The sequence below is a fragment of the Bacteroides sp. L10-4 genome (genome assembly GCF_013373675.1).
In the GTDB taxonomy this organism is placed as follows: domain Bacteria; phylum Bacteroidota; class Bacteroidia; order Bacteroidales; family Bacteroidaceae; genus Bacteroides; species Bacteroides muris.
Genome location: NZ_JABXJH010000002.1, coordinates 118,809 through 141,746, shown reverse-complemented (window position 1 = coordinate 141,746; position 22,938 = coordinate 118,809). Strand labels below are relative to the sequence as shown.

The 22,938-nt window shown below is 46.7% G+C and carries 25 protein-coding genes; all 25 read left to right on the top strand.

The genetic code is table 11. From position 1 onward, the window contains the following. The first annotated feature begins 24 nt into the window (after nt 1-24). The gene (locus tag HU824_RS01595) at nt 25-615 is read left to right on the top strand and encodes a hypothetical protein (RefSeq protein ID WP_176467854.1); all 591 of its coding nucleotides are present in this window, start codon (nt 25-27) and stop codon (nt 613-615) included. 123 nt (nt 616-738) lie between these two features. Continuing rightward, nucleotides 739-1,623 (top strand): hypothetical protein, encoded by an 885-nt coding sequence (locus tag HU824_RS01590; protein WP_176467853.1) that lies wholly within the window; start codon nt 739-741, stop codon nt 1,621-1,623. Between the two features lie 84 nt (nt 1,624-1,707). Continuing rightward, entirely contained in the window at nt 1,708-2,118 is a 411-nt protein-coding gene (locus HU824_RS01585) for a hypothetical protein (protein ID WP_117720997.1), read from the top strand. Then, nucleotides 2,115-2,675 carry a hypothetical protein gene (locus HU824_RS01580; RefSeq protein WP_176467852.1) on the top strand — a complete coding sequence of 187 codons (561 nt, stop codon included), beginning with the start codon at nt 2,115-2,117 and terminating at the stop codon, nt 2,673-2,675. Before HU824_RS01585 ends, HU824_RS01580 begins: the two co-directional genes overlap by 4 nt. Beyond that, nucleotides 2,647-3,003, top strand: a complete 357-nt coding sequence (locus HU824_RS01575) for a hypothetical protein (RefSeq protein WP_175332381.1) — start codon at nt 2,647-2,649, stop codon at nt 3,001-3,003. The genes HU824_RS01580 and HU824_RS01575 overlap by 29 nt, the downstream gene beginning before the upstream one ends. Further along, nucleotides 3,003-3,626, top strand: a complete 624-nt coding sequence (locus tag HU824_RS01570; RefSeq protein WP_176467851.1) for a hypothetical protein — start codon at nt 3,003-3,005, stop codon at nt 3,624-3,626. Before HU824_RS01575 ends, HU824_RS01570 begins: the two co-directional genes overlap by 1 nt. Beyond that, nucleotides 3,592-5,343 carry a hypothetical protein gene (locus tag HU824_RS01565; RefSeq protein ID WP_176467850.1) on the top strand — a complete coding sequence of 584 codons (1,752 nt, stop codon included), beginning with the start codon at nt 3,592-3,594 and terminating at the stop codon, nt 5,341-5,343. Before HU824_RS01570 ends, HU824_RS01565 begins: the two co-directional genes overlap by 35 nt. An 849-nt stretch (nt 5,344-6,192) precedes the next feature. Next, the gene (locus HU824_RS01560; protein ID WP_176467849.1) at nt 6,193-6,753 is read left to right on the top strand and encodes a phosphoribosyltransferase; all 561 of its coding nucleotides are present in this window, start codon (nt 6,193-6,195) and stop codon (nt 6,751-6,753) included. A gap of 19 nt (nt 6,754-6,772) precedes the next feature. Further along, nucleotides 6,773-7,363 (top strand): RadC family protein, encoded by a 591-nt coding sequence (locus tag HU824_RS01555; RefSeq protein ID WP_176467848.1) that lies wholly within the window; start codon nt 6,773-6,775, stop codon nt 7,361-7,363. A gap of 343 nt (nt 7,364-7,706) precedes the next feature. Next, nucleotides 7,707-9,122, top strand: a complete 1,416-nt coding sequence (locus tag HU824_RS01550) for a hypothetical protein (protein WP_138301225.1) — start codon at nt 7,707-7,709, stop codon at nt 9,120-9,122. Then, nucleotides 9,115-9,462 carry an STAS-like domain-containing protein gene (locus HU824_RS01545; RefSeq protein ID WP_138301224.1) on the top strand — a complete coding sequence of 116 codons (348 nt, stop codon included), beginning with the start codon at nt 9,115-9,117 and terminating at the stop codon, nt 9,460-9,462. The genes HU824_RS01550 and HU824_RS01545 overlap by 8 nt, the downstream gene beginning before the upstream one ends. A gap of 5 nt (nt 9,463-9,467) precedes the next feature. Continuing rightward, nucleotides 9,468-10,061 carry a hypothetical protein gene (locus HU824_RS01540; RefSeq protein WP_176467847.1) on the top strand — a complete coding sequence of 198 codons (594 nt, stop codon included), beginning with the start codon at nt 9,468-9,470 and terminating at the stop codon, nt 10,059-10,061. Between the two features lie 327 nt (nt 10,062-10,388). Continuing rightward, a complete protein-coding gene (locus tag HU824_RS01535) occupies nt 10,389-10,661 on the top strand; it encodes a hypothetical protein (RefSeq protein WP_176467846.1) in 273 nt (90 codons plus the stop codon). Beyond that, nucleotides 10,658-10,906: a hypothetical protein gene (locus HU824_RS01530; RefSeq protein ID WP_176467845.1), complete on the top strand. Its 249-nt coding sequence runs from the start codon at nt 10,658-10,660 to the stop codon at nt 10,904-10,906. The genes HU824_RS01535 and HU824_RS01530 overlap by 4 nt, the downstream gene beginning before the upstream one ends. Continuing rightward, nucleotides 10,903-11,268, top strand: coding sequence for a hypothetical protein (locus HU824_RS01525; RefSeq protein ID WP_176467844.1), 366 nt, complete (start codon nt 10,903-10,905; stop codon nt 11,266-11,268). Before HU824_RS01530 ends, HU824_RS01525 begins: the two co-directional genes overlap by 4 nt. A gap of 144 nt (nt 11,269-11,412) precedes the next feature. Continuing rightward, complete coding sequence (locus HU824_RS01520; RefSeq protein WP_176467843.1) at nt 11,413-11,595, top strand: type II toxin-antitoxin system HicA family toxin; 183 nt, start codon at nt 11,413-11,415, stop codon at nt 11,593-11,595. A gap of 30 nt (nt 11,596-11,625) precedes the next feature. Beyond that, on the top strand, nt 11,626-12,024 hold the full coding sequence (locus HU824_RS01515; protein ID WP_176467842.1) for a type II toxin-antitoxin system HicB family antitoxin: 399 nt from the start codon (nt 11,626-11,628) through the stop codon (nt 12,022-12,024). 144 nt (nt 12,025-12,168) lie between these two features. Then, nucleotides 12,169-12,729, top strand: coding sequence for a hypothetical protein (locus HU824_RS01510; protein WP_176467841.1), 561 nt, complete (start codon nt 12,169-12,171; stop codon nt 12,727-12,729). A gap of 2 nt (nt 12,730-12,731) precedes the next feature. Continuing rightward, entirely contained in the window at nt 12,732-14,084 is a 1,353-nt protein-coding gene (locus HU824_RS01505; RefSeq protein ID WP_176467840.1) for a hypothetical protein, read from the top strand. A 2-nt stretch (nt 14,085-14,086) separates the two neighbouring features. Continuing rightward, a complete protein-coding gene (locus tag HU824_RS01500) occupies nt 14,087-14,917 on the top strand; it encodes a hypothetical protein (RefSeq protein WP_176467839.1) in 831 nt (276 codons plus the stop codon). A 4-nt stretch (nt 14,918-14,921) separates the two neighbouring features. Then, the gene (locus HU824_RS01495) at nt 14,922-15,851 is read left to right on the top strand and encodes a DUF6712 family protein (RefSeq protein WP_176467838.1); all 930 of its coding nucleotides are present in this window, start codon (nt 14,922-14,924) and stop codon (nt 15,849-15,851) included. Continuing rightward, on the top strand, nt 15,848-16,825 hold the full coding sequence (locus HU824_RS01490) for a hypothetical protein (RefSeq protein WP_176467837.1): 978 nt from the start codon (nt 15,848-15,850) through the stop codon (nt 16,823-16,825). The genes HU824_RS01495 and HU824_RS01490 overlap by 4 nt, the downstream gene beginning before the upstream one ends. Next, nucleotides 16,822-17,271: a hypothetical protein gene (locus HU824_RS01485; protein ID WP_176467836.1), complete on the top strand. Its 450-nt coding sequence runs from the start codon at nt 16,822-16,824 to the stop codon at nt 17,269-17,271. Before HU824_RS01490 ends, HU824_RS01485 begins: the two co-directional genes overlap by 4 nt. Next, on the top strand, nt 17,264-19,138 hold the full coding sequence (locus tag HU824_RS01480; RefSeq protein WP_176467835.1) for a hypothetical protein: 1,875 nt from the start codon (nt 17,264-17,266) through the stop codon (nt 19,136-19,138). The genes HU824_RS01485 and HU824_RS01480 overlap by 8 nt, the downstream gene beginning before the upstream one ends. Before the next feature lie 116 nt (nt 19,139-19,254). Beyond that, nucleotides 19,255-22,902 (top strand): phage tail tape measure protein, encoded by a 3,648-nt coding sequence (locus HU824_RS01475; protein ID WP_176467834.1) that lies wholly within the window; start codon nt 19,255-19,257, stop codon nt 22,900-22,902. The last annotated feature ends 36 nt before the right edge of the window (nt 22,903-22,938 follow it).

Genomic DNA, 22,938 nt, shown 5'->3' with positions numbered 1-22,938 from the left:
TATATTAATATAGGAGGTACATATATGTCAGAAACAACATATTCAATGGTGTCGGTGCCCAAGAAGTCATCGAATGCCGGACGTCCGAAAGGGAAGAAGTCCTATATCGAGATTTTTCGCTGGGAAGACGTCAAGACTTATACGCGTGATGAGAAGGGAGTAAAGGTGACGGCATTTGAGATGATGCCAGGTAAAAAGCCCATAGCGGTGTATGCTACGGACTCCACCATCAACATCTACCACTCCAGCGAGGGAGAGGATGATGCACGTGGGTTCATCCACCATGTGGATTATGAACATCCGGGTACAGAGTTGGAACACGATGAATTCGTGAACAACAATATCAATGAGAATCTGGGGGCAATCGTGTTCGGTTGCTCTGGTGAGGATGCGAAGATTGCCGGTACGCCGTGCACTCCGCTGAAGATGACCAAGGCCGATTCCCTGGATAACAAGGAGGGTGACAAGAATACTATCAATTTGGCAAGTTCCTTACGCGGAGGTACTATCGGTCACATCGCCAAGAGCCTTGTACCGGCTACGGACAACGAAGAAATCAATGCCGTTTTGGGATTGGGTGAAGCGTCGTCTTCTTCCGGTGGTTCAGGAGTTTGATTCATTTCTGTTTTAAAGGTTGGTTATTGGAGAGAGGCGTTTGCAGTGCATTCGCCTCTCTTTGTGTCCTTTTACGAACTATGTGGAGACGATATTTTTGTATCGTATTAAAAACTTTAAATTATGGCAACAAAAAAGAAAACAGCTAAGACCGAGGATGTGGCCGTAGAACTGAAACCGGTAGAAGAGAGTGTGGAACAAAAGGATGTGCAGGCCGTCGATAAGGCGGTGGATGCGGTGGAGGAACCGGCGCCGGCGCGGTCGGTTCAAGACCATGTGACAGTGGTTATTCCTTATTGCAAGGAGTTTGCACAAGGCAAGGAACTGCTTTTTGCACTGCGTTCCTGGCAGAAGAATGTACGCTTCGGCATCAATGTGGTGGTAATCGGTGACCGTGAAGATTGGTTCAGCGAAGAGATTACCTTCATTGAGCACAATCGCGTCTCTGACAATGCACAGGTTGATACGCTGGCCAAGCTGAAAGTGGCTATGGAATCGCCCGAAGTGACCGGACGTTTCATCTGGACCAACGATGACATCTATGTGATGAATCCTATCGACCTGGCTCATGTGGCGCTGCCCAAAGTCAATGGAATGCTCGTTCCGCTTAGATTCAAAGGGCTTTATGCCGAGAATATGAAGCGGACGAAGGAGCTGCTGGAGAAGAGTCAATTGCCTTGTCTGAATTATGGTACGCACACACCCATGATGTTGGATAAGGGATGTCTGGCCGCCATGTTCGAGCGATTCCCTGAACTGGAGGAGGGGGGCTATCTGTTTACTTCCGTCTATTATAATTCTCTTCCTTATCCGACACAACCCGTATATCTCAACTGGCCGACAGACCAGGTGTTGCTTCCGGTGGTTTCACAAAAGCCGGATGAGAAGAAGGTACTCGACCTCTTATCCCGCAAGATGTTTATGAACAATGCGGTATCAGGGTATTCACCATGGTTGGAAAAGTTTTTGGAAGGGGTGTTTCCGGAACCGTCGGACTTTGAAGGCTGAAGGGCATCGCCGGAACCGTCATCACGGAAAGGACCCGAGTCTTTCCGTGATGAGTTTCCGTTTCTCAATGCCCCCGACTGTCCGATGGAGTTGGAGGCACTCGCTTCCCGCAAGTTCAGCAAATACCATGCCTATGTGCGGTTACATGCCAGGCTGAGGGATTGTACCTCCCTGCAGGAGTGTGCCGATGTCAGCCGCCAGGTGATTGACAGCTACATGGATAACCGTATGATATGGCAGGAGCTGAACTATTACAAGGAGCATCACACACTTTTGGGCAAGCATCCGGCTTTTGCGGAGTTCCGTCGCAGAAGCGAGTTGCTTCATCTTCCGGTCAAGGAACTGGTACGACGGCAGCAGCAGGTCCAGAACAATATCTGGCGGGTCAAGTCTGAGTTGGCCAAGGGTGACAAGCCGCATCTGGATGTTGTCCGTCGCGAACGGTTGGCAGGGTATGAGAAGGAACTGGCCGACATTAACAGATTATTGGAATGAGCTATTACTTCAATCTTGAAGAATTGCGTAGGGAAATGTCTGATGCCCGCCTCTTCTCCCGTCGGTTTGAAACCATGTTGACATTCAAGCTGAACAGTTTGAAAGAGTTGTGTGGGCGGCTTCCACGGGAGAATGAGGCGTTTTTCATTGAAACAAAGAAAAGCTTTACGGCATTCACTTTCATTGTTTATCTGATTAAGAATGCCGGGCAGGTGAGGCACTTGTATATAGCGACCTATTCTACCAACGAGCGTATCATCAACGCGTTGCTCCGTTGGCGTGAAAAAGGGATGATTGGCAGTATTCATCTGCATATATCGGAGACCATCAAGTTTCGTATGCCGAAGATATACGAGAGGCTGATGCTGCTCCATCAGGATGGAGAGATAGAGCTTTCATTTGCATGGAGCCACAAAAAGATTACCTGCCTGAACACATCGGCAGGTTTCTTTGTGGTCGAAGGCTCCGGCAATTATGGCGAGAATGCGATGGAAGAACAATACGTATTCCTTAAAAACAAAGAAGTGTATGAGTTTCGTAGCGGACGAATTGGTTAAGTGGCGTGACAGTCCGGTGTGGTATGACCGTATTGACCTGGACGAGTTTGAACGGTTGGCAGGTATAGGCTATGAGCCGCGGCAGATTGCCATGTATTACCATGTACCGGAGAATGATTTCCTCTGGTACTTCAATTTGGTAGGCTCACCGTTGAAGTACCATTATGAACGTGGGCAACTGCTTCAACGGGCCAAAGAGGGGCTGGCCATGGCCGCCAGTGCGGAGACCGGTGACAATGTGACCCAGGCACAGCGGTTCGACAAGTTCCGTCAGGCGACCGGGTACCGCAATTCCATTAACAAGATATTTTATGACGATATAGGCTGATGTTCGATAAATCTTACTTTGAGACCTTGCAGGATTACCTTGCCTCCGGCTGCACCATGGAGTTGACGGACGAGGAACTGGACTATTACAACGTGCTCTATGCACTGGTAGGCATTAACCGTAAATATGGCAAGGATAATGCCGTGGCTTTTCTGATGCACGAACCGTTCAATGTGGAACGGATGCGTGCCCGACAGATGTATAGTGAGGCCATTAATCTGTTCTATCTCTGTGATGCCATCGAGAATGATGCACACCGCAACATGATGTATGACAATCTGATGAAAGCGGCCCAGGTGGTACTTCAGAATGCAACCAGCGCCAAGGATATGGAGGTGTATGGTAATCTCACGGTGCAAGCGGCAAGAATCAAGCAGTTGGATAAGCCCGACCCGATAAAGCCGAAGGAGATGGATGAGAAACCGATCAAGGTCTATGACCTCGACCCGAATGCGGTGGGATTACCTTCTGCCAACCGCAACCTGCTCGCGGCGCAGATTGACGGTATGCAGGATATTCCTGCACGGGAGAAGACTCGTCTAAAGAGAGATGCCAATATAATTGATGTTGATATAGAAGAGATGCTCGATGACCAGGAAGAAAAAACTAAAGATTTCGGATGAGGTGGAGGTGCGCTATTCCAACTGGATGGCGCAGCTCATTGCCGTGATGATGCCGTGGTCGCTCTATTGGATTGCAGGACGTGCATCGGCCAAAACGGTACAGGTGCTGGCTGAACGGGTGCAGGAGGTGGCGCAGGACTGCCCTGGTGCACCGTTCGCATGGGTGGCCGATACATATTCTGATTTGCACAAGAATGTGGTTCCCTCGCTGGTGGACGGGTTGTCGAAGCTGGGGTGGGAGCAGGGCATCCATTATGTTATGAACCAGGAACCGCCAAAAGAGTGGCGCGACCGCATGTACAACATATGTTCTGATTGGCGCAATACGATGGTGTTCTACACCGGCTTCAACTTCACCTTTATCTCTTTGGACCGTCCGGCCATCGGTGCCGGTCGTTCCTATGTGGGGGTGTTTGGTGATGAAGTGAAGTATTTCCCGGAAGAGAAGTTCACGAACTTGCTGAAGGCCGTGCGTGGGTTCCGGGTCAAGTATGGTGATAGCGTATGGTACCGCAGCCGTACACTGACTACTGACATGCCGAATCCGAACCACCTGGGTGAATACGACTGGATTCTCAAGCTGGCCAAGCAGAATGACAAGCGGAAAATCCTTCTCATGTTGCAGGCCGGGTTTGTCTATAACGAGACGAAAAAAGAGTATGTGGCGGCTATGCAGCGGTACAAGGAACTGAAAGAAGCTTTCCGGAAAGACCGTTCATTGCAGGCCAAGCTTGATACAGCAGAACGTTCCATGGTGCTTGCAGGCAAGAACATGAAGCGCTGGGAGGAGCGCTGGATTAAGACACGCCGGGGCGTATCTTTCTTTTTCATTTCTTCCTCCTATGTCAACGTGGATGTACTGGGTGAAGACTGGTTCAGCGATGAATTCGCTGAAGGACTGGAAGGTATTCTTTGCAACATCCTTTCCATTATCCCCAAGCTGGAGGCAAGCCAGATGTTCTATTGCAACCTCTCGATGAAGCACTTCTATGCGGACGGGTTCTTGAATGAAGTGATAGAGCAGCACCCGTTCGGGTGGGAGCAGGACTGTAGCGTGCTCCGGTACCTGGATAAGAATAAACCGTTGGAGGCAGGCATGGATTCCGGCAATATGCTTTCCATGGTGTTCGGGCAACGTAGTGGGCGTGTGATGCGTGTACTCAAAGAACTCTATACATTGCCGCCTAACTCCGTGCGTGAGCTGGCCGATAAGTTCCTCTATTATTTCAAGCCGCACAAGCGCAAGATACTGAAGCTTTATTATGACCGCTCCATGAACAACTACAAGGGGGTGGGTGCGGATATGGCCACACAGATAAAGAAGAACATCGAGACGGATGCGGAGGGCAGGCGTACTGGATGGCAGGTACAGCTGATGAGCTTGGGGCAGGGCAACATCGGTAGCAATCTGGAATACCGGTTCTTCATGGACTTGCTCAGCGGTAACTTGGAGCGCACGTTGTTTACACTGTTGATTGACCAGCACAACTGCCCGAATCTCAAGTCGGAAATGGAGGTGACAGAAACCAAGGTGGCTACCCGGCCGGACAGCTCCAGTGTGATAGTCAAACAGAAGACCGGAGATAAGCTGCCTGCACATAGATTGCCTAAAGAATCCACCAACCTGACTGATGCCTTGAAGTATTTCATCCTGCGCAAAGAGATTATCCGCACCTGGAGGATGGGCCGCAATGTGTCCGGCGCCGCTTCGGTGTGACATTTCTTTTCTGTTTGCTTTGGCTCTGTTGTCCGTGAGGATGGCAGGGCCTTTCGTTTATGGGAGAGGCCGAAGTGGGTGGGATTGGGAGCATCGGGTACAAATTGTAAAGGTTTTGTCATATTTCCGAATTTGAAAGGGCGCTTGCGACCGCAACTTGCCGACGGCGCGGCTCGGGCAGCAAGCTGGCCCATCCCTACAACAGAAGTTGCAGGGATGGGTTTTCTTTTTGGTTTTCAAGGAGGTGGTTTTTTGATTAGGGTGTTTCTGTACCCAAAAATGCCCCATTGGGAGAAGAAGTCACCCCGATACGGGGTGGGCGCGCGAAAAATCCCGTTATACAAGTCTGGTTTAGGTGCCGGTGGCGGTATATCCTATGTCAAACTTGCATAACGGGATTTTTCGCGTCTTAGCGGTAGAAAGCAGTGCTTTCTGTCTGTTTTTATGAAACGCCCTTCCATCAGGAAGGGCAGAGCGGTAAGCGTTCCGCTTGGCGTGCCTCCGTTTCTTTTCCGCAACTCCTTTTCATTTCCTGCATCTCTGTATGACGTGCGGTATGGTAGTCTTTTGAGTCCGCAAATGTAGGGCACCGGTCTGACAAGCAAGGTCGGGCGTTGTCCGCTAAAAAATCTCCAGCCCTACGGGTAGTATTCAAGCCTTCGGTTTTAGTCGGAACCTTGCGGAATGTCATCCTCGGCACCTCAATTATTGCGGCATCAAAAGGCAACCATACCGCACGTCATACAGACACGCCGGAATAAAAAAAAGTCGTTCCGGGAAACGGAGTAAATTAAAAAAGGCTCCACCCGACGACTCCAGAAATCCAGAATAAATTAAAAACTTACAGTTATGGCAGCAAAAAGAAACATCCCCGAAGCATGGAAAAATCAATGGTCTAAATTCATGTTTAACTTTTTTGATTACTTGCCTACCAAGTACGAGGCTAACAAGCGGGAGTGGTCTATCCGCAGGATGATATGGGATTTTAAGGTCGGGAAGCGCAGTGCGTCTGTGGCGGAACTTGTAGCGAAGAAGATGCGCGAGCAGTTCGGTGCGGAGGTTTGCAACGTGACGTTGGTCTGCATACCAGCCAGCAGCGGAGAGAAGAACGAAATCAGATACAAGGCTTTTGCCGAAGAGGTGGCACGGCTGACGGGGTGCAGGAATGCATACAAAGCAATTGCCATTGAGGGTGGACGGCTTGCCATCCATGAGACGAAAGCAGCCAAGACGGTGCAGACGGTGGAAGTCATCAAGTTTGACAAGCGTTTTTTCAAGGGTAAGAAATGCCTTGTATTCGATGATATACTGACGCAGGGGCATAGTTATGCACGGTTTGCGTGTGCACTTGAAACGCTTGGGGCAGAGGTTTTGGGAGGCTATTTCTTAGGCAAGACAATTCTTTTATAACAATTTAATCCATACAATTATGAATACTCTTTTTGATAACGATTGCCGCTACATGAGCGACAGCGAACTGATTTACGAAATCAGCAACAACAGACAGATTGTTTCGGACATCGAACGCAGCAACGAAGTGATAGACCTTGAAAAATTGTTTTCCTCTTTGACTCCTGGACGCAGGAGGGTAGCCGTGGCAGCCGTGGAGATATACAAGAGGCAACAGTCGCAGCAGGTGGAACGCAGGCAAATAAGGATGAGCAAAGACGTATACGAACTGATGGAGCCGTTGATAGGAGATTTGCCGAATGAGGAGTTTTGGGTAGTGTCGATAAACCAAGCCGGACGGCTTATCAAGAAAGTACGCATATCGGTAGGCGGCATAGATCAGACTTCAGCGGATATAAGGCTGATTATGCGCGTGCTGATTGATACGGGGGCGGTGCAGTTCGCAGCGGTGCACAACCATCCGAGTGGCAACAGCCGACCGAGCAATGAGGACAAGAGGCTGACGGAGCAACTTAAAAAGGCGGCAGGATTATTCAATATTAGGATGATAGACCATGTGATTATAACGAATGGTGGATATTACAGTTTTGGCGATGAGGGGCTGATTTGACGGAGGGGTGCAGGGCGCACCCATTCCGTTTGCTCGCACGCTCGCAAACGGAATGGGGCCCGAAAAGCGGAATGGCTGGTCGTGTTACCGTTCCTTCAACCACGGAGGGGGTATGTGCGAAAACAGTTGCTTTTTGCACATGAAACGAATTTCGTGTGCAAAATGTGGGTGATTTTGCACGTTTGCTTTGTTTTTTCAAAATATTATCCCGATGTTTGTAGTGCCCAATTTTAATATAGAAAATGAATCCCTTTTCATCGCGTAATCCGTAAAGCCGGATTAAGGTTTCACTATTACCTTTGGGCATGCGATGATAAGGGATTCGCCATATATCAGAATCGATATGGCAAATAACAAAGTAAGCATATATCTGACACTAAGACGTTTTAGGAGAAGAATAAAAAGCCAAAATAAGAGAAATAAGAGGAAAAAACAGAGAAGTTTTACATTAGAGAATAACAGAAAATATAGGGAAATTGCAAAACTAATTCATTCTTATGAAGATGCTTTGCTCTATTTTATGCCTCGGAATCTGTCATATCTTACTCAAAATGAAAAGAGTCCTTTCTATGTAAAGAACTTAGAGAAAGAAAAATTTAAAAAAGTACGAACCTTTGATGTGCCGAGTTGTTTCTCTATTATCAAAAATGAAAAAGAAAGTTTTCTTTTTCTGAAACAAATAATATCGGCATTTGTTTATCAAACGTGTGATGATTTATGGATTGATTATAGAAATTGTCAGGAGACGGATTTAGTAACACAAATCTTTTTGGATGCCATCTTATTGGAAATAGATTGTTTTATAGAAAACTGCAAAAAAGCAAATATATACGATAAGTATGTGAGGCTTGCTTCCATTGGCGGTAAGAATATGAACAACAGTTCGGTAAGAAGATTACTCAATTCCGTAGGTTCTCCTGCGGTATTGCTTAACAGACAAATTCTGTATAGAGATATTATTCCATATAGGTTAAAACGTTTTGATGGAAAGAACTTGAGTCATTCAAGTCTTTTAGCTCAAAAAGAAATAGACACTACTACATTGCTTGACTATGTAAATAGCTGTTTAAGCAGGGTGAAAAAATCACTGAATAGAGAAGCGATGAAAGATTTGGGCTATGTAGTAGGTGAGACTTTGATAAATGCAGAAGAACATTCGTCGTTGAGATATAGATACTTGATTGGATATTTTGAGGAATGCACAGAAGATAACAGACATTTTGGGATGTTAAACTTAGTGATATTGAACTTTGGACAAACTATTTATGAGAAATTCAAATATCCAGATGAAGGCATTCCTGTGAATTCTGACTGCTTGAAAAAAATGAAAGATTTATCCGATAACTTTCAGTCTCATAGTTGGTTTAATAGAAACTCATTTACGGAAGAAACATTATGGACATTATATTCATTACAAGAAGGGGTTAGTTGTATCCCCAAGGATGTGTGTAAGAGAGGAAATGGTACAATTCAATTTATAAACAGCTTTTTTAAGTTGAAGGGCGATGATAAAGCTGATGATATTTCGCGAATGTATCTCTTGTCTGGCAATACAAGAATAGATTTTGACGGAACCTATAAATTGGTAGATGTACAAGATGAAAATGGAGTGCCGCGAGGAATTATATCTTTTAATGAATCAGGAAAATTAACGGATATTCCAGATCGAAAATATGTTCGCGCAGTACCTTACTATTTTCCTGGAACTGCTATATTTGCAAAGTTATTAATTAATGATGATGATTTGAATAATGAATAAACAAAGTAACATCGTTGATTTGGAGGATTTTAGAACTCAAATCGGCAACATAAAATCGAAAGTGTTTACCGGAAGAGATCGTGGAGAAGACGTTCGCGAAAGAAGCCGTTTGAATGACTTGTTTGAGCAGTACGATAAGGTTAAACTTATTATACCTAAAGATATATATTCTATCACCCCATCTTTTTTGGAAGAATTGTTTAGGAACATAGTGGAGAAAAACGGAAGGTCAATTATTGAACAGAAATTGGAACTGGAAACAAATGGTTACGATTTGCAGAGTCCGTTGGAAGAAGCTATTGAAAGAATTCTTCAACATAAGACAGGTTTAGATAAGTAATGGATATGGATATAGCGATTATTGATAGCTTGACAATGATTAAGGATACGGTTATGACTGTTGTTCCACAGCAAATGCCACAAGAACCATATTCATTGATGGGCATTTTGGATGTAGTCTATAAAATAGCGATGATTCTTATCGCCGCATTTAATGCTTGGTTCGCTTATACGATACATAAACTGAAAAACAAGAAAGAAGATGATTTCAAGGAAGCTGATAGAAAAATAGCATTACTCAAAACTCTTATACTTGATTATAATTTAAAGTTTGTATATGAATTTTTCGATAATCTTGAAGCACATCTAAGTGGGTTGAATGAACGGAAAGCAGATAAAAGAGCCATAGAATCTCATATACAAGCTGATTTTAAGAGATTGAATGAGAAGTTTGTGAATTTGTTGTCTGCTGTTGATAGAAAATTATATGATAAAATTTTGGATATAAGCGATTCCTGTAGAGATAAACTTGTTACAAACATAGGAAATGAAGGTGTAAATTTGTATGTCGAAGCACAGTATAAAAATCTGATAAAGAAACCCTATGATGATATAAAAAGAACAATATTGAGTGAGCTATTTGGTTACAAAGGTATGTAACTATGACATATTTTTTACGGGAAGCGGAGCAAAAAACTCCGCTTTTCTTTTGTTGTTTCAAAATAAACTCCCATCTTTGCAGTGCTCAACATTTGAATCAGGCGACGATGTTCGCCAACCGATTGCCGTTGGCATTTTTTGTGCCTATCGGTTATCTATATAGTTCCGACCCCCGTGTGGAGTGCTTAATGGCCTCCCAGCCTGATTCAGGTGTTGAGCAACGGGAAAGCGGAACTTTCTTTGTTTATAAGTTTTTCCGATTTTTTGGAGAAGGTTCCCTTTCCCGTCTTTAATAACATATTGTTTCATTTTAATTGCTCAACAAAAATGAAAGAACTAACTATCGGTACGCAGTCCGTACCTGCTCCACACATATCTGTGGGCGAATCTGTCAACGCTCTTACCGAGCAAGTTAATAACCTCCAGCGCCGCTACTATCGTAGCATGGCTCCTGATTGTGAGCTTAACAGTTCTTCTGACCGTTGGTATTTCGGTGCCATCCTCTCTATTTGTATCGGGCTTGTTTTCCCACCGTTGTTTGTGGTGTCTGCATTGTGCGTTTATAAGGCAAAGAAGTGCCGGAAAGGGGGTGAGCAATGAGCTATAATGTTGTAAATGGAGTGGTGTTGAATGACGCTATTTCAAAGGAATTGGCTTCTTTGCAAGGTGGATATGCAAGATTGATTAGTGATGAATTAGCTGATTTGATTGGCTTTCTTCTTGAATATAATGAATATTTTGATGATAAGATAAAAGAACTTCTTGATTTTTTGGCAATACTACATGCTGCACGAACTGCATTATTAAATTTAATCCCAGAAGAACAGGAAGGAGGCGTGAGATGAATGAAGCTGCAAAGAATAGCAAGAATATATACCGGATGGAATATCAGCTTGATGTTCCGGTATCAGTAGGGTTGAAACCATTGTTCCAACAGATTGAAGAAATACGGTCTGAATTGGGTATAGAACCTTCGGATGATGATTTCTGTGTGTTGTATTCGGATACTGGTGGAAAAGAACTGGATTATTATATTAAGGCACTGGTCAATTACTCTCAAAAAGATGCCCGGTCGGTGTTGGATGGCAATATGAGTGAGGATGAGTATATTCTGCGTCATATTCGTGCAAGTAAAGATACTAATGGCAATGTTCTGACTGATACCAATGGCGGTCTGGATAACTTTGCCGTAGAGGATATTTTCTAAGAAACATTTTTTATACATTTGAGAAGCCGGTGGTCTGTGATGGATAGCCGGTTTTTTTATAAATAGTGGTAAAAATACTGTTATTTGTTTGTGAATAGTGGTAATTTCACTATCTTTGTGGAGTCAAACAATAAGTTAAGAACAATGAAATCAACGGAGCTACACCGGATGTTCATCAAGAAGGGATGGAAGTTCGACCATGCGGAAGGAAGCCACTACTTCTACAAGAATAAAAAAGGTGAAATGACAGAGCCTGTTCCTTACCATGGAGCAAAAGAGATGGGAAAAGGGATAGCAAATAAGTTAATCAAGAAGTACGGGCTTTAATTCCCGTACTTCCTTAAAATAAAAATAGTTATGGAAAGAATTATCGTGGTGATTGAGAAAAGCAAGGATTTCTATGACGGGTATTCGGATAACTGTGATGGCATCTACGGGGCAGGTGACAGCATACAAGCTGTGAAAGATGATATTCGAGAGGCGATACGTCTCATTAAAAAGAATCTGCCGGTGGAGCGTTGGCCGGAGCAGATTAAAGGAGAGTATGAAATTGAGTTTAAATTGGATGTGGCGAGCTTTTTGGAGTACTATTCCAAATTCCTCTCTTTAGCTGGTATGTCAAGAATTACCGGTATTAATCAAAGACAGCTTTCCAATTATCTGAATCGACGTTCATTCCCACGCAGACCACAGGCAGAGAGAATTTGCAACGGTCTTCATTCTTTTGCAAAAGAATTATTATCTGTGACGCTTTGACCGTTTCAGCTATATAGATATTATAGCTTCATTTCATTGTTATTGTTTGACAGCATCTTTGTGATGAAGTTGGAGAGGTTTCCTTCGGGAGACCTCTTTTTTTGTGTCCTTTTTCGGATAAGTGGTCTGGGGTACTTTTGCAGCATGGGAGCACATGCAGAACGATTATCGCAAAATAATAACCGCAGCAGCTGGTGGAGCAAGAAGAACCAGCTGGCTGATAGGTTTCCGCTGGACATCACGATAGAGGGTGATACCGGCATTACGCAGCAGTTCGAGCGGCAGCAGGATGCGAAAGCGGTTGCGGCATTCAACGGTCGGATACGCGCCTGGGGTAAGAAGGTGAACGAGGCGTTGCAGGCGAGCGTATCGAAATGGATTGATGAAGATAAGAAGCTTTCGGCATCCATCAGGCAGAATTACCGGCATTGGGGCAAGGTGCCGGCCAAAGGTGAGGAGATTACGAGCATCGGCTTCGGATTCAATGCCGATGGGCTTTATGTTCATCTGGGTGTAGGCCGTGGATATAATATGGAGGGTGGTACACGGGTAATCACCAAGAAAAGCAACAAGGATTGGAACCGGGAGCCGAAACCTTGGTTTAATCCCGTGATTGAACAGCATATACCGGAACTTCAGCAGATAGTGGTGGATTATTGCGGTTCGCTGTTCATTAATACAACGAGAATTTATATCAATAGATAGTTATGAGTGAGATAAAGAAGATAGGCAGTTTCAGTTTTGTGGATACGGCTGCCGGGCAATATGCCATTAACATGAACTGGAGCCAGAGCATGAGTCAGTTCTTTAATGCTGGCTCGCAGGACTGGGATGGTGACCCGGTATCGGTGGCCGGTGTACGTGTGGTTCCATGGGGGCCGGACAACAATATGCCGAATGCCATTCGTGACCTGCTGGAGAAGAACAACCTGGGTCCTGGTATTCTGGACCGTAAGGTAGGGTTGCTGTATGGTCAGGGGCCGATGCTTTACCGGGTGAAGATTGAGAATAACGAACGCATCCAGGAATGGATGGAGGATGCCGAGATTCAGGAATGGTTGGATAGCTGGGACTACAAAGGGTATATACGTGATAATTTAGTGGAATACACGCACATGAACGGGCATTTCACCAAGTATTATATGGGCAGGGGAGTGCGTATCGGCCGCCCATGGGTGCAGCGGTTGGAGTCACTGCACAGCGAAGAAAGCCGTTTGGTGTGGCCGGAGAATGACAGCCGTAGGCTTGAGGATGTCACGGAATACCTTACCGGTGATTTTGATTCCTTCAAGAGTCGCACGTTCCGCAAGTACCCGGCTTTTGACAAATGGAATCCGACCCGGTACGAAACAGCCATTAAATACCATTGCATGCGGAGCTTTGGCCGCAGTATGTATGCGATTTCCTGCTTCTATGGGTCGGGTCCCTGGCTGGAGAACGCGAACAACCTTCCGGAAATCATCAAGCATCTGAATGAGAACATGATTGCAGCCGCGTATGTGGTGCATTCTCCGCAGGAGTACTGGAACCAGAAACATGAGCTGATTATGGCCATGCACGAGGATTGGGATGAGACGAAGATTCAGAAGGAAATGGAGCGGCTGAAGGATGAATTGACCGAAACCATCGCCAATGTGATGGCTGGCAAGAAGAATGCCGGCAAGTTCTTCAGCTGTGTGGACTTCGTGGATGCCGAGGGTAATGCCCAGAGCTGGAAGATAGAGCCTATCGAGATGAATATCGACAAGTACATCGAGGCGCAGGCGAAGATTTCACGCATCGCGGACAGTTCCACTACCAGCGGTTTCGGGCTTTCTCCGGCATTGGCCAACATCATCATTGACGGCAATAGTGACAGCGGCAGCCAGATGCTCTATGCATTGAAGATATTCTACGGGGCTGACACACAGATTCCCGAGGATATCGTACTGGAGGCAATCAATGATGCCATCCGTATTAATTTCCCGCATAAGAAGGGGATTTTCCTCGGTATTTACCGGAAGGTTATCAACAAGGAAGAGAATGTATCGACGCCGGACAGAGCGGCAAAACAAGTATAGATATGAGACAGAAGGATATTGAATTCCCGGACTGCTGGGAGGAGGTGAAGCCGTTGGAGTGGCTGCACCTGCTGAAGAACCGGGAGAAGCTGATGACGAAACCGGGCATCAGCTTGCTGGACGTGAAGCGCGAGTGGTGTGCGTATGTACTGAAGAATAGGGGATATGTCTTCCGTTCAAAGGTGCAGGATATGCTGCTGGTGGACCATCTGGCCGAGACATTGGCATGGATGTGGAGAATGGAGGGAGACGCTGTGGTACTGGCGTATGACTCGACCGTGAATCTGATACCGGAATGGCGATATCTGCGCGGCCCGATGAGCCATGGGGCGGATTTGGCTTTTGGTGAGTTCCGTCATGCGGTAGCTGCGGTCAATAGGTATAATGCCGGACATGATCCGGTAGACTTGCAGGCATTGTGTGCCATCCTCTATCGTCCTCCGGTGGAGAAAAAAGGCTGTGTAGAGCGTGAGCCCTTCCGTGAGCAATATATGGGCAGATACATGGGGCTTGTGGAGCACATGCCGGTGTGGATGAGATGGGGGATTTATGCCTGGTTCTCCTACTTCTGTGAATACTTGTTTTCCGGAACTTTCATCATTGACGGGCTGGAACTGTGTTTCGGACCGGTATTTTCCCGTGGAAGGGACAAGGATACCCGGCAGAATGATGTGCAGAGCCTGGGCATGAACTCGATACTCTTTTCTGTGGCCGAAAGCGGAGTGTTCGGCAATGTGAGGGCTACCGATGATACGATGCTGCTGCGTGTGATGATGAAGTTGCTCGATGATAGGCAGCGGGCAGACGAACTGATGAGGAATCTAAAAAAATGATGTTATGATATTCAACAAAAACGGCCAAGGTGCCAAAGAATTGCGTGAGTTGACCGCCAACTATTACGCTAACAATGATTTCACCAAGGTTATCGGTGAGATAGAGCTGGCTACTGAAGAACTGGCGCAGTTGGTCGGTAGCAAGGTGATAGAACTGGCAGAGAACTATTATCTCAATCCGGAGAAAGAGGGTACTGATACCGGGATTGTACGCAAGGTACAACGGCCGATTGCGCTGTTGGCCACATTGCGGCTGTATCAGAAGAATGACCTCAGCCATGAGGATGACGGGCGCAAGTTCAAGGTGGCTACCGACGGCAGCGAAAAACTACCCTGGGAGTGGCAGTTAGACCGTGATGACGCGCTACATCTCGAAGAATACTACAAGGCGGTAGATGTGCTGATTCGTTATCTGAATGACAAGGAACTGAAAGAGTGGACGGATAGCGACATGTATAAGTCTGCTCAGATGTTGATAATCCGTAATGGGGGTTCTTTCGATACCTATTTCCCGATAAATAAGAGTGAGCGTATGTTCCTGCTGCTTCTGCCTTTCATCAGAGAAGCCCAGCAGTTGACGGTGAAGCGGGCATACGGTGCCGGTTGGGAGGCACTGCTTGCAGAAAGCTCGGTACTGGAGACGGACGCGCATTTCGCAGCATGCAAGGCGGTGGCGTTGCTGGCCATGAGTATGGCACTTCGTCGCTTGTCTTTGGGAGCGATATCGGGGGGAGTGATCCGCAGGTTTGTGGCAGAAAGCGGCATGAATGCAAGTGAACCGGCATCGATCGATGATGTGGAGCGTGTGGCCGGATGGATGGCAGACGATGCTGCCACTTGGATAGATGAGATGAAGCGGGCGCGTGACGGTAGTATGATCGATTACGAGCTGCTGCCGAAAAATGACCGTAGAAACAAATATTGTCGTTTATGAATGTAATACAGAGACCCAGGGCACGGGAGTTCTGCGCCACCATGCAGGACTACATCATTGACACGGATGTGACCATAGCCTTTGCCGTAAAATATGGCGGTAAAAAGATACTTGATGAAGAATATGTACCGGATGCCGACAACCTGGTGCGAATCCGAGGGCTGGGCAAGTTCTGCGAATTGGCATTGTGGGGCGTGTGGTGCCTGGACTATGCACCGCAGAGCACCGCTTCGGGGACGTTCACCTTCCTTATCAACGAGACAGAAGACGCGCAGAGCTACGTGATGTTCAGCCGGATGCAGACCCGGAAGGATGCCGCTTCTCCGGGAATACTGAGTGAGGTGGCTGCCAAGGTGACACGTATGGGGGCCAAAGAGTATGTGAGCGGTTATCCGCAGAATGGAGGATATGACATAACAGCCTTTTTCAATGACGGCAGCCAGGAGAGCAAGTCATTCCCGGTATCTTCTTTGGAGCCTTTCACGGTGGATGTGAGTCCGGAGATTGTGCTTCCCGGATTTTCCAAATCGGACATAGCCAGTTATACGGTGGGCATGCTCGGAGGCTCCATGCAGTTTTACGTTGATGGTACAAGGTATGTGGATGTATGGTGTTTCCGTTTCAAGAATGTGTATGACATGCCTGAGACTTTAACGGCTACCGGTGAACTGAAACTGACCGGAAATAATGAGAGTGATGCAGCAGCCATGTACGGGGTACAACGCAAGTTCGGTGTCAAGGTTACTGATGAATACACGGTCAACTCCGGCAGCATCATGTTGCAGAGTGATTATAAATTATGGCACAACATGCTGAATGCGCAAGAGGTGGAGATTCTCGTGGATGGCGAATGGCTGCCTATTGTGATTACGAAACAGAAGTTTGAACGCTCCTTCAGGCGTAGCGTTTTGAAGGCGGTGGAGTTCAGCTTCACCATGGCGAATCCTGAACAGAATAATTTGATAGGGCTATGATAAATATACAGAGATATAGGGAGATGCTGGTAGAACTGAAAGAGCGCGTCAATAAGGTCAGCCGGACGAAGATTGACGGGACAGTGATTGCCGTCAGCGAAAAGCATCTTGTCAAGCAATTGAGAGACTGTACGGGGTTGATGCTGTGTGCCAACTACCCGGATGCAGTGTCGCAGGGCAATGAGGATAATTATCGGGAACGGAATAGCTTGTTGCTGTTCCTGATTGAGAAGGTTCCGTCGGGTCAGGAGACCGACGAAGAGGAACTGCTGCATTATGCACGCATCCAGCAGGTCATGCAACTGCTTAAAACCAAACTCCGGGAGATGGATTTCTTTTGCGGAGAAGTGGAGGGGGCAGAGAGTATGACAGTGGAGTGGGAGTACGATGTGTTCGGCGGCTGGAACGGAATGAGTATAGGACTTAACTTGGTTGATTATGACTGAATTGTTTATTGACGGTGTGCAAGCCGTACTTCCGAAGGATTTTTCCATTCAGGTGAAGCGTGAGAATCCGTTGATTACCAAGAATGGAGAATATACCTACGAGATAACATTGCAGCTGACTAATGCTACCAATGCGGAACTGTATGCGCATTTGAACCGGTTGAACAGCGTGCAGGAGGTGAAGACCAAACGCGCTGCCATATTGGTAGCTGACAATAGAGTGTATTGCAACGGTACGGAGATTATTACCGGTTGGACCGATGATACGGTATCGCTCCAGATTGCGAGCGGCAATTCCGAACTGAATTATTTTGTCGGCGGTGACTTGCTGATTGGAACTCTGGAAATGAAGCGGACGGATGTACTGACGACGGATATGTTTCCCCATATTGAGAAAACCTATCCGGAAGTGGAGTATTGTCTGGTGCCGGTACTTGACCAGGATACCGGCAATATACACAACCAGTGGTGTGTCAAGGCAGAGGCAAGTGCAGATAACCGGAATTTGGGTACGGATGATATGTTCGATGTGACACCGCAGCCTTATTTGTGCGCTTACATCAAGGAGCTGATGAGGGCACTCGGATATGGGTTGACGGAGAACCAATTGGAGAATACGGTATATAAGGATGTGTATATCTGTCATACGGTACCAACGGTATTGTGGAACAAGATGCTGCCGGGCTGGAGCGTGAAGGATTTCCTTGAGCAGGTGGAGCGGTTGTTCAATGCTGCATTTCTGGTTGACAACCGCAAGCGTACGGCCAGGCTGTTGCTGAGAGGGAACTATTTTACCGGAGGTACTTCCGTACATGTGCAGAATGTAGAGGATGTGTATGAGGTGGAGGTTGAAGAGCCGGATATTGAAGATCCTGCTTTCTCGAATGTAGCATATAAGGTGGAGGATTCCGAGTTCTGGAGATGGAATGTTTTGCCGGAGGCGGTTAAAAAAGGGGCGAAGAGAAAGAATATCCCGGAGGATATACCGACCGACATGCGAAGCATTACGGGATGGTTCAGTGACGAATCCCATAAAAAGCCGGATACTATCTATACACACGAGGCTGATGGCAAGGAATATGTGTATCTGCGTGACTGGGTGGATGAGGATGGAAGACGTTCATCTCCGGTGTTTGTCATGGTGGATAGATTTGCCGGCATTGAACGCGAAGGTGTTTCCAATACCGTAGAACTGGAGATGGTTCCCACAGCTTTTCAAAGTGTTGGAATCAACTATTACGGCGGTGGAGGAAGGGGAGAGGACACTACTCTTTGGATTTATCTTCCTTCCTTATCCGGTAATGGCAATGCGGATAAAACAGAACCGGCACTGAGTATTGAAGAGCAAATTCAGAATGGCGGAGGAGAAGAAACGGAATCAAAACGTGGTATCTGCCTGGCACTCTATACGGGATTGCAAGGCTTAAGTGTCGTGTACAATGGCGTCTCTATGAAATATCCGGTTCCTTATATAGATGAATATACGAAAAACCATACATCCAGAGATGAGTCTTGGTGGCAATATGCCAAGACAAACGATATTGGGGCAAGTTTGTGCCTGAATGTGCTTGACGGGTTGCTGTATCAGACTAACTATGATATTGACTACACCAAAGCGGTGAAGGTCCAGAGCCATGACCCGAATGTATATGCTGCTTACCAAGTGTTTGAGATACGCAACAAGCGATATGTCTGCAAGGAGATGGAATTCACATTGGATGCGTTCGGTCGTAAGGGAGCCTGGACCGGTACGTTCTATCCCATCCGTATCAGCGATACTGAGGCTGATGTCCGGTGGATATTGGCTGATGGCCGTTGGCGTGACGGAGGGGTGTGGCTGGATAATGGCCGTTGGCTTGACGGATAACACTTTTTGTTCATAAGTGCTGGCCTGGTAGTCCGTGATGGATTGCCGGGCTTTTTCATGTCCTTTTTCAAGGTGACGCTTGAAGATACCTTTGTCCTGGATTAATAGGTAAAGATATGGCGGTTAACATACAAGACTTTAGAATGGCAATCCGGATTGATAATTCGGAGGCGAAAGCGAAGTTTGACGAGACCAAACGGCAGATTGATGCTGTCAAGGCTGAAATGGCGAAATTGCGGGCAGAAGGGAAGGAGAATTCAGCGGAATACAAGGAGCAGAAAGAGAATCTGGATAAACTGAATGCTGCGCTCGCCGTTCAACGTATAGAGGCTGGAAAGACTGCATTGTCTTACTCGGAATTGCGCAAGGCTGCGGCTTCCCTCAAGAGACAGATGGATAATGCCACTCCCGGTACGGAGAAATGGAAAGCGCTACGGGCTGATTATCTGCTGACCAGGCAACGGATGAGAGAGGTGGAGGTGCAGGCACGTGAGACCCGTTTTTCTCTTTCCAAAATGGCTGATGGGGTTAATAGGTATGCAGCTATGGGGGCAGGAGTTGTCGGGGCTCTTACCGGGGTGGCCTTGACTGCCCGCAAATGTGTGGATGAATATGCGGAGATGGAGGAAGCCGAAGCACAAGTTATCAAGTACACCGGTATGACCCGAGATGAAGTCAAGGGACTGAATGAAGAGTTCAAGGAAATGGATACCCGTACAGCGCGTGAGAAGCTGAATGCTCTGGCCGGTGATGCTGGTCGTTTGGGGATTACCGGGAAGAAGGATGTATTGGAGTTTGTCGATGCGGCCGATAAGATTAATGTGGCACTGGGTGAGGATTTGGGGGATGATGCGGTGAAGAACATCGGCAAGTTGGCGCAGATGTTCGGCGAGGACCAGAAACTTGGGTTGCGTGGGGCGATGTTGGCTACCGGTAGCGCCATTAATGAGGTAGCACAGAACTCCAGTGCGGCAGAAGCATACTTGGTAGGATTTACTGCTCGCGTGGCAGGGGCGGCGAATCAGGCGAAGGTCTCTCAGGGTGACATTCTGGGATATGCCTCTGTACTTGACCAGAACATGCAGCAGCAGGAGATGGCGGCGACGGCTTTCCAGACGTTGATGATGAAGATGTACCAGGAGCCAGCCAAGTTTGCCAAGATTGCAGGGCAGAGCGTGGAGGATTTTACCTCTCTTATCAAAAAGGATGCGAACGAGGCGATACTTCAGTTCCTGGATACATTGAATAAGAAAGGAGGACTTGACCAGCTGGCACCTATGTTCAAGGAGATGGGGCTGGATGGTGTCCGGGCTTCTGGTGTCATCAGCACGATGGCCGGCAAGATAGATGATATTCGTAAAGCGCAAAGATTGGCTAATGATGCGTATCGCGACGGTACCAGCATCATTAAAGAGGTCAATGTACAGAACAATACGGTTCAGGCGGGGCTGGATAAGGCGAAGAATAACTTCAAAGATATACGGGTGGAACTGGGCGAAAAGCTCCAGCCGGTGATGAAGTACATGATAACGACGGGCAGTCTGACGGTGAAGGGACTGGGAACTATGATTTCCATCTTATGGAAGTACAAGGGGGCCATTGTTGCAGCCTCGGCTGCTGTTGCTGCCTATACATTGGTCGTAAAGGCAGACACTATGGCCAAAAGCTTGTGGACCACTATAACCAAAGGCGCTACTGCCGCAGCGTCATTGTTTAACAAGACATTGAAGGCTAATCCGTTGGGACTTGTAGCTTCGGTATTGGCTGGTGTCGTATCATATCTGGCTATATTCAAAACCAGGACCAATGAGGCGACAGAGGCTCAAGAAGCCTTGAATGCCAAAATGGAGCGCTATGAAACGCTGATGGGACGTATTGCTGGTATAAAAAGCAAAGCCGATAATCTGGATTTGCTGGATGATGACCAGAAGCAACGTACACGGAGCGAGACTGAAGCAGCCATCAGCGAACTTAAGGACCGCATGGCTGAAGAGATGGCGATTCACCGTAAATGGTTCCAGGAACAAAAGGCGGAAAAGATGAAATGGATTGGCGATGACAAGTCTTTGGAAAAGGCGGTTATCGGTGGGTTAAAACATCAACTGCAAGAACGCCTAAAATTATATGGCAGCTATGCTGTGAAGAAAAAGGAATTGGAGGCGATTCTTGCAAAGCTGCCCGAACAAGAAGTAGATAATCCGGTGCCAGGAGGAAACAGCAATGGAGTAGATGAAAATGGCCTTGACAAAGAACTGAAGGCCCGTGAAGAGAAGCTGAAAGAGGGCTATAATGCAGAGATAAATCTGCTGAAAGAAAAGCTGCTGAATGAAGGCATGGCACAGCAGGAATATCAGAAAGAACAATATAAGGCTGAAATGGCTTATCTCTGGAGCCGGAAAGCTCTACTGGTGGAGTATGGCAAGGACTCGTCCGAAATCCAGGGGCAGATTTATGACAAGATGATTGCAGAAGCAGACCGGTTGACAGAAGCATCTAAGGAGTCCGATAAAAATGCCCAGTCTGATAATCTGGCCACTATTGACGAAGAATATCAGTTACAACGGACAGCATTGAAGCAAGCATATATTGCAGGTGACATCAAGCGGGAAGCTGATTACTTGGAACAACTGAAGGATTTAGAACGCCGGTACCTGGAGCAACGTAGAGATATGTTGGCAGCCTATGGGGAAGATATATCTTCCATTGATGCAAAATTGCAGGATATGGATTTGGCAGATGGCAAGGAAAACAAGAATAAACAGCGTGAACAAGGTTTCAAGGATATAGATTCCACTTCTTCCTTTTCTCAGAAAAACGATATTCTTCAGTCAATGTACGATGCCGATTTGATAACGTATGAAGAATATCAGGCTGAGAAGACCCGTATTGAGGAAGAGTATGAGGATGAACGGATGAAATTAGTTGGTAAGGCTTTTGACATTATGGGCGATGCGGCTTCTACATATAGCCAGCTTGTAGCCAATATGCAAAATCGGGAAATTAGTAAGATTGAAAAGAAATATGATAAACAAATTAAGGCAGCACAAAAAGCAGGTAAAGACACCACTAAACTTGAAGAAGAAAAAGAAGCTGCCATTGACCAGATTAAAAAGAAATATGCTGATAAGGAATTTTCGGCAACTATAATGCAAGTAATAGCTAAAACTGCACAAGCAATTATGGTTGCGTGGACTGCTGGTCCCATACTTGGCCCTATACTTGGGGGATCGGCTGCTACTCAAGGTGCTGTTCAATTAGCCGTTGCCAAGCAGCAGCGTGATGAAGCGAAGGGACTGAAATCCGGTGGTTATGTGGATGAGTATGTGGAGGGCTATACCAAGAACGGCAATCCTGATGATGTAGCTGGTGTTATTCCGGTACATAAGAATGAGTTTGTGGCCAACCATGAAGGTGTGGCCAATCCGCATGTGCGTCAGTTCTTGGATGTGTTTGACATTGCACAGAAAAACGGGACTATCCGTATGCTCAATACGACGCAGATATTGGAGCAGGTTCGTACACGCAGCGGCAAGTATGGCGGTGGTTATGTTGATACGAGTGATTACTCTATGGCATTGTCGTCCGACAAAGGTAACGTCTTGTCTGGCTTGACACCGGAACAACGCTCGCAGGTAGTGAGGTTGTTGGCTCGCAACAATGAGTTGCTCGAAATTCTCGCAAAAAAAGAATTGGTGGTTGACTCCCGTAAGGTGAGGGATGGTATAAAAAGGCTCGAAGTCCTGGAGGGCAATGTCAGTAGGTAGTGTCCTTTTTTTATGGTACCGGTACAGATAATTTTG